We start from the raw sequence: 5268 nt of genomic DNA, 5'->3' as shown, positions 1-5268 counted from the left end.
TCAAGCAATCAAGCAATCAAGCAATCAAGCAATCAAGCAATCAAGCAATCAAGCACCGGTCGTCTAGTTGGTAAGATTCCGCTCTTGTAAAGCGGCGATGAGGGTTCGAATCCCTTCGGGTGCTCTTGTTCTTTGACAAACAGAAACATATTCAGCGCCCATGATGTAGCGGCAGCCTACTGTCTTGCCATGGCGGAAGTGCGGGTTCGACTCCCGCTGGGCGCTCTTGATTTCAGGGTGTGGGGAAGTCTGGCTAACCCGCGTGTTTTGGAAGCACGAGATCGCTGGTTCAAATCCAGTCACCCTGACTTAATTTACGATCATGAAACAATTAATGCGGTGGTGCTCGTGCTGGTACGGGCAGGCGGTTGTTACCCGCTCCGACGCAGGTTCGATTCCTGCCGCCGCAGCTAAAAGGGAATGAGATTTTCGAGTTCCTTTTTAAATCGACGCCTCTGGTGTAATGGCAGCATGACTGGTTCCAACCCAGTTGATCAGGGTTCAAATCCTTGGGGGCGTGCTTGATGAAAAGAGACAGTGGGTTCGAATTCCACTCGAGCTACTAAAGTATATTTCGTCCTCGCGGAGCAGTCTGGAGTGCTCATCTGCTTGTCACGCAGAAGGTCGTGGGTTCAAATCCCATCGGGGACGCTTAACACGGCGCGGTACGCAAACTGGAAAAGCGACGAAACTTAAAATTTCGTGATTGTCTGCGGGTTCGACTCCCGCTCGCGCCACTGACTCAAGGTACCCACTGAACCAGTACTTTTTTTACTACCACGAAAGGCACGAAAAACACGAGCAGAAATTAGACTGACTAACGACACATGCGTTGGCTGGGCATTGGCGAGCCCCGGTGGCTGTAACCCACCCGCTTTCGAGCTTTGGCGGTTCAACTCCGTTCCAACGCACTTTTTAATCAAATAAGTTTAGCGGCCAAGTGGCGAAACTGGAAGACGCGCGACTTTTAGAAAGTCGTTCCTTCGGGAGTGCGAGTTCGACTCTCGCCTTGGTCACCAATACATTTTGACTGATAGTGACTTTTCGCGTAACAGAAAGACTACAGCGAACATACTTCATTCTTTGATTTTGGCTTGTCGGTCGCAGTCTGCCACATACGGACGTGGCCTGCAGCGCCTGTAGCATCACTTTCAACTGCCTTATCGAAATCAGTTTCTCTCACTTGCAGATAGCTTTGCATTGCTACTTTAGGAGAGTTACCAAGCCAAGCAACTACCGTTTGAATTGGGAACCGTTCAATCAGTTCCGTCTCTCTGCTGGATCGTAGATTCTGAAATGGCTTTGGCCACGGTTCCAGACCTGCACGCTTAATGATTCTGTGAAATTGCGTTCGCAGATTTGCACTCTTTCCTTTATGCTTTGTTATTACGAGTTCTGCGCCGTCCTCTGCCAATTCAAAGCATTTATCAAAGTACGGTCGCAGTTCTGGGAATATCGGAATCATGCGTCCCTCTTTTCCTTCAAATCGTTCTGTTTTTGGTGACTTAACATAGAAGCGGTTACGCTCCCAGTTGATGTCCTGCCATGTGAGAGCGAATGATTCTGAAGGAATTCTCAGTCCACCATAACGGGCCAGAGCAATGATTAACTGCCATTCAGCATCGGGGCAGGCCTGGATAACTTTCTCAATATCCTCTGCCGTAATGTAGAAATGACGCTCTCTCGTTGGCATGAATGAAGATGGAACGCTATCAAAGGGATTCTTTGAAAACAGTTCCTTATCTATTGCCAAGTTACAAAAGGTTTTTGCCACTCCACATAGTCGGCGAATCGTGTTTTCGGCCTGTCCTTTGTTTATCAGATAAGCTCGCCATTCCTTCGCGTCTCCTGCATTCAGAGAATTTAGCTGCTTATCCTCACCAAAGAAATCAATCAGGTGTTTCTTGGCGCCGGTATACTTAATCATTGAATTCGGCTTAATGTCACCCGTTCGCAGTCTGATAAAATCGTCAATCAATTCTCCCAACGTGGAAGACTCCCGCGCGTCAACCAGTCCTGCCGTTGCCAGTTTGCTGGTCATCTTCTTATCCAGCTTTGACACCCAGAGTGAGGTGACGTCATCAACCGCGTGTCCTGTTATCTGAGACGACACCAGACGCTCTACGTGGCCTTTTACCGACGTTGCCGACTTAACGGACGCCTTACCGATCCTCAGCGTTCTGCGTCGTCCTGATGCGTCGTAGAACTGGATTATCTTGTGGCCATTCTTGCCTTTGCTAATACTCGCCATTCTCTCTCCTAGGTAAGTAAAGTTACTTGAATCGCTGATAGTTCACTTGGCCATCAGCACACAAAACGCATAGCGAAGGACCCATGCGGATCGCATGTTTTACTTGGCCTTCGCTGCATTACATTGGTGGAAATATAAAACAAGGTTTCACAATGTCAATAAGAGTCACTCTCTGAAGTCGAATCCAGCTCCAAGGACCCGCCTGTTCCAACTTTCGACCATGTCTGTTTTCTGGCTTCAATGCCCATTAACTCTATTGATTTGGGTCCCTTCACCGGAATAGACGCCTACCGTTTTTCGATCTTCGCAGAGATTTTTGCCCGAAAGCAATTTAATCTGGTTGCAGCAGCAGCAGAAAGATGCGCTCAGCATCCTGACAGTGTTCTCTGACTACCATTCACAAAACCCTTTGTTTGTAGCGTATTTGTATGACATGACCGACACTCCCTAAATGTTTTTTGATGCGCGAGGGAAATGCGACGCGAAACCCGCGAGGTGTATCCCCCCCTCTGGAAGTACCTTTTGATCCTGTGCACATTCCCTCGTTCCTGGATTTCATGCTCATTGCCTGCCTTAAAAGTGGAAGTAGAAGAACCCAGATTTCACGCTCTATCGGTCTTTTTTTCCGCGATAGCCGAAACGCCTTTGGTATTTAGAATGCTGGAAAGTACCTTTTGCCCCCCCCTTAATGCGTTTTATTGCACACGCCCAGCTTAACCCCCTTTTCTCGTTTTTTTGGCCGAACCCCCCTAAGGCAAAATAACGCACACGGAAAATGTTGATGGTAGGTGTGGTTTCCAGCCTTTTAACTGTAGAGATTATGAGCCCCTCCCCCTTGTCCTGCCCTGACTCCCGGCCAGAGAATAGACGCTCCTGAATGCTTGGCTCCTAGTCGATCCTGTTCGCCGCTGTGATCTGCAGACCTGCAGAACTAAACATAATGCTGAGTTTCTTAATCAATCCCTCTGTTGTTGTGAATTCGTTAATTGGCAACACCTTGATTAGAAACGTTTGTTCGATCGCTTCACCCTCGTCAGATTTCTGACTAGGGTCGTTTGCTTTTTTCATTGGTCACATTTCTTTCTGCCGCTTAGGACGGGTAGGACGGGTTCTGGCTATTGTTGTTATACACAAAGAATCTGAATGCACAATGAGATACAATAGGTTAAACGCGTCCTAAGCGTCCTCAGCGTCCTTTAACCCATGAACTTTTGTCTATTTTTGATTTCAATTCTGTGCTCTAAATCCGGCTGAGTTGGTGTCTCACAATCCCAATTCAGACCAACCCAGAGAAAGCCCCTTCCGTAGCTTCTACTGTGGTTTTCTTGTATGCAGTTGATCCCACCTTCCTGAATTTTCTGTTTCAGCATTTTCGAAACTTTAACGGCTGAAAACTTTTCGCTGGTCGCCTCACTGAACCATTGATTGACCACTTTTGAAGGGAGAAATACTTTTTCTGTATCAACGTTGTAATCACAATCAATCAGCTTAGCTTTGAAGTGGTCCTCAATAATTTCCGACTCTTCTTTGTCGACGTCAGCAACCTGCTGCCGTTCGCGTATCACTGCTTGTGCTTCCGTAGGCTCTGAAAGTCTGGCGACAATATCGCGTTCCCATGCTCCCCACCGGCTGCATCGTTCCAGTGGTTCAGCATGAGACTGTAAGAACCCCAAAGCATCGCCAATGATTGCTTCTCTATGCTCATCTATCAGCGCCCTGGTGTCGTCCTCCCAATCGCCTGAGTAGATCGGCTTAGCCAGTTTGATAATGCAGCAACGCTGAGCAATATCAGTCGAGAGAGAAGCACCATTCAACGTAATAAAGTAAGTCAGATTGTTGGGCCTTCTGGCCTCACCGACATACATACGCTTACCTGATATGAAATCGGTTGTGATAAGTGCCTCGAATTCTGCCCATGAGAATTTTAGAGTTTTAGCATTATCGAGTAGTGCCATTCGCAACATCATGCCTTCAGGAGAAAGCAATCGTTGTTTAAGAACTTGAATGTCCTCATTTGCAGATAGTTCAATGAGACCACCTGCTAAGTGACTGAGCATTGAAACCAGTCTCGTTTTACCGGCGCCCCTTCCATCGTCTGATGTAATCAGGAAAGCGGGCCGTTGGCCACTCTTGCCACCCCAAAACAGCGTAGCAATTGCTGCCTGGATTAAATCGGCATCAATGTCTGTTGCTGGATTAAAGCGGGCCAATAAGAGACGCATTGCCTCACCTTTACCCGGTTTCGGGAATTTGCACGCGTAGTAGTGGCCTGGTATCTTCGGTTCATGCGGTAGCTTTTCAATTGCAGGGTAATCCGTCAGCGTCCTGCAACATTCGTGATATATTTCAGTAGGTGTTAGATATCCAACACCTTTAAGGAATCTGGAATTGTTCCCAGAGATACCAGACGCGTAGGCAGGCAGTTCAGTTGACTTTGTAATGAAATGAACATCGTCGTCAGTGCCTTGCTTGTGCGCGAACAGCATTGAACCAGTTCGATTAAGACTGTTCGACGTTACGCGCCTGACCTTCTGAACTGTCTCTTTTACTGACAACGGATAAGAGACGGTTGTTTTCTCGCCCTCGTCGTCTTCAACTTCCTTTGTCCCGTAATTAGTCAGCGTCTTGCTGATATCATTTTTCTTCTTAGCCATCAATCCCCCCCTACTGCAAAGAGGACGTTGACATACTGAGTATTTCGCATATTATGTTTGCACCTTGATTCGGTTTTCGTGTTTGTCGTAAACGGAAAACAAAAAGTAGCCCCGGTCCTTGCCAGACGTGGGGCTGCTTTCATTTTGCGACAGTCAAACGGGACTCAACGAAGCGAACAATCTCTTCGCGTGAATAGCGAACGGCTTTTCCGAGATTGACGTACTTGAGTTGGCCAGCGTTTCGCATTCTGGAAACTGTACGTTCACAGCATCCGAGCAGGCGAGCTGCTTCGCGTTCGTTGACAAGAATAGATGGTTCTGAAATTACGCTGCTCATTTCAATCGCTCCCAATAAAAAAACAC

General features: G+C 47.5%; 4 protein-coding genes and 8 tRNA genes. 8 read left to right on the top strand and 4 right to left on the bottom strand.

The genetic code is table 11. From position 1 onward, the window contains the following. Positions 1–52: 52 nt before the first annotated feature. The 8 genes from Q0668_RS15990 to Q0668_RS15955 all read left to right on the top strand — a co-directional run bounded on the left by Q0668_RS15990 (position 53) and on the right by Q0668_RS15955 (position 1019). Positions 53–124: transfer RNA gene (locus Q0668_RS15990), tRNA-Thr, on the top strand. Positions 125–154: 30 nt separating this feature from the next. After that, positions 155–225 (top strand) — tRNA-Gly (locus Q0668_RS15985). An 8-nt stretch (positions 226–233) separates the two neighbouring features. Then, positions 234–308 (top strand) — tRNA-Pro (locus Q0668_RS15980). Between the two features lie 27 nt (positions 309–335). After that, positions 336–410, top strand: a tRNA-Asn gene (locus tag Q0668_RS15975). A 39-nt stretch (positions 411–449) separates the two neighbouring features. Then, positions 450–520: transfer RNA gene (locus Q0668_RS15970), tRNA-Trp, on the top strand. 56 nt (positions 521–576) lie between these two features. Further along, positions 577–651, top strand: a tRNA-Asp gene (locus tag Q0668_RS15965). Positions 652–659: 8 nt separating this feature from the next. Further along, positions 660–737 (top strand) — tRNA-Leu (locus tag Q0668_RS15960). A gap of 197 nt (positions 738–934) precedes the next feature. Then, positions 935–1019 (top strand) — tRNA-Leu (locus Q0668_RS15955). 41 nt (positions 1020–1060) lie between these two features. Here the strand turns inward: Q0668_RS15955 and Q0668_RS15950 are convergent. From Q0668_RS15950 to Q0668_RS15935, 4 genes are all read right to left on the bottom strand, one after another. Next, positions 1061–2251: a site-specific integrase gene (locus tag Q0668_RS15950; protein WP_298866445.1), complete on the bottom strand. Its 1191-nt coding sequence runs from the start codon at positions 2249–2251 to the stop codon at positions 1061–1063. A gap of 888 nt (positions 2252–3139) precedes the next feature. Then, the gene (locus tag Q0668_RS15945; RefSeq protein ID WP_298866443.1) at positions 3140–3319 is read right to left on the bottom strand and encodes a hypothetical protein; all 180 of its coding nucleotides are present in this window, start codon (positions 3317–3319) and stop codon (positions 3140–3142) included. Between the two features lie 128 nt (positions 3320–3447). Continuing rightward, on the bottom strand, positions 3448–4905 hold the full coding sequence (locus Q0668_RS15940; RefSeq protein ID WP_298866441.1) for a hypothetical protein: 1458 nt from the start codon (positions 4903–4905) through the stop codon (positions 3448–3450). A 139-nt stretch (positions 4906–5044) separates the two neighbouring features. Continuing rightward, positions 5045–5268: helix-turn-helix domain-containing protein (locus Q0668_RS15935; protein WP_298866439.1), on the bottom strand; the 224-nt coding region annotated here is incomplete at its 5' end.

Source organism: uncultured Gimesia sp., assembly GCF_937910335.1.
In the GTDB taxonomy this organism is placed as follows: Bacteria; Planctomycetota; Planctomycetia; order Planctomycetales; family Planctomycetaceae; genus Gimesia.
The sequence above is the reverse complement of the archived record's forward strand: the minus strand, read 5'-3'. Positions and strand labels throughout refer to the sequence as shown.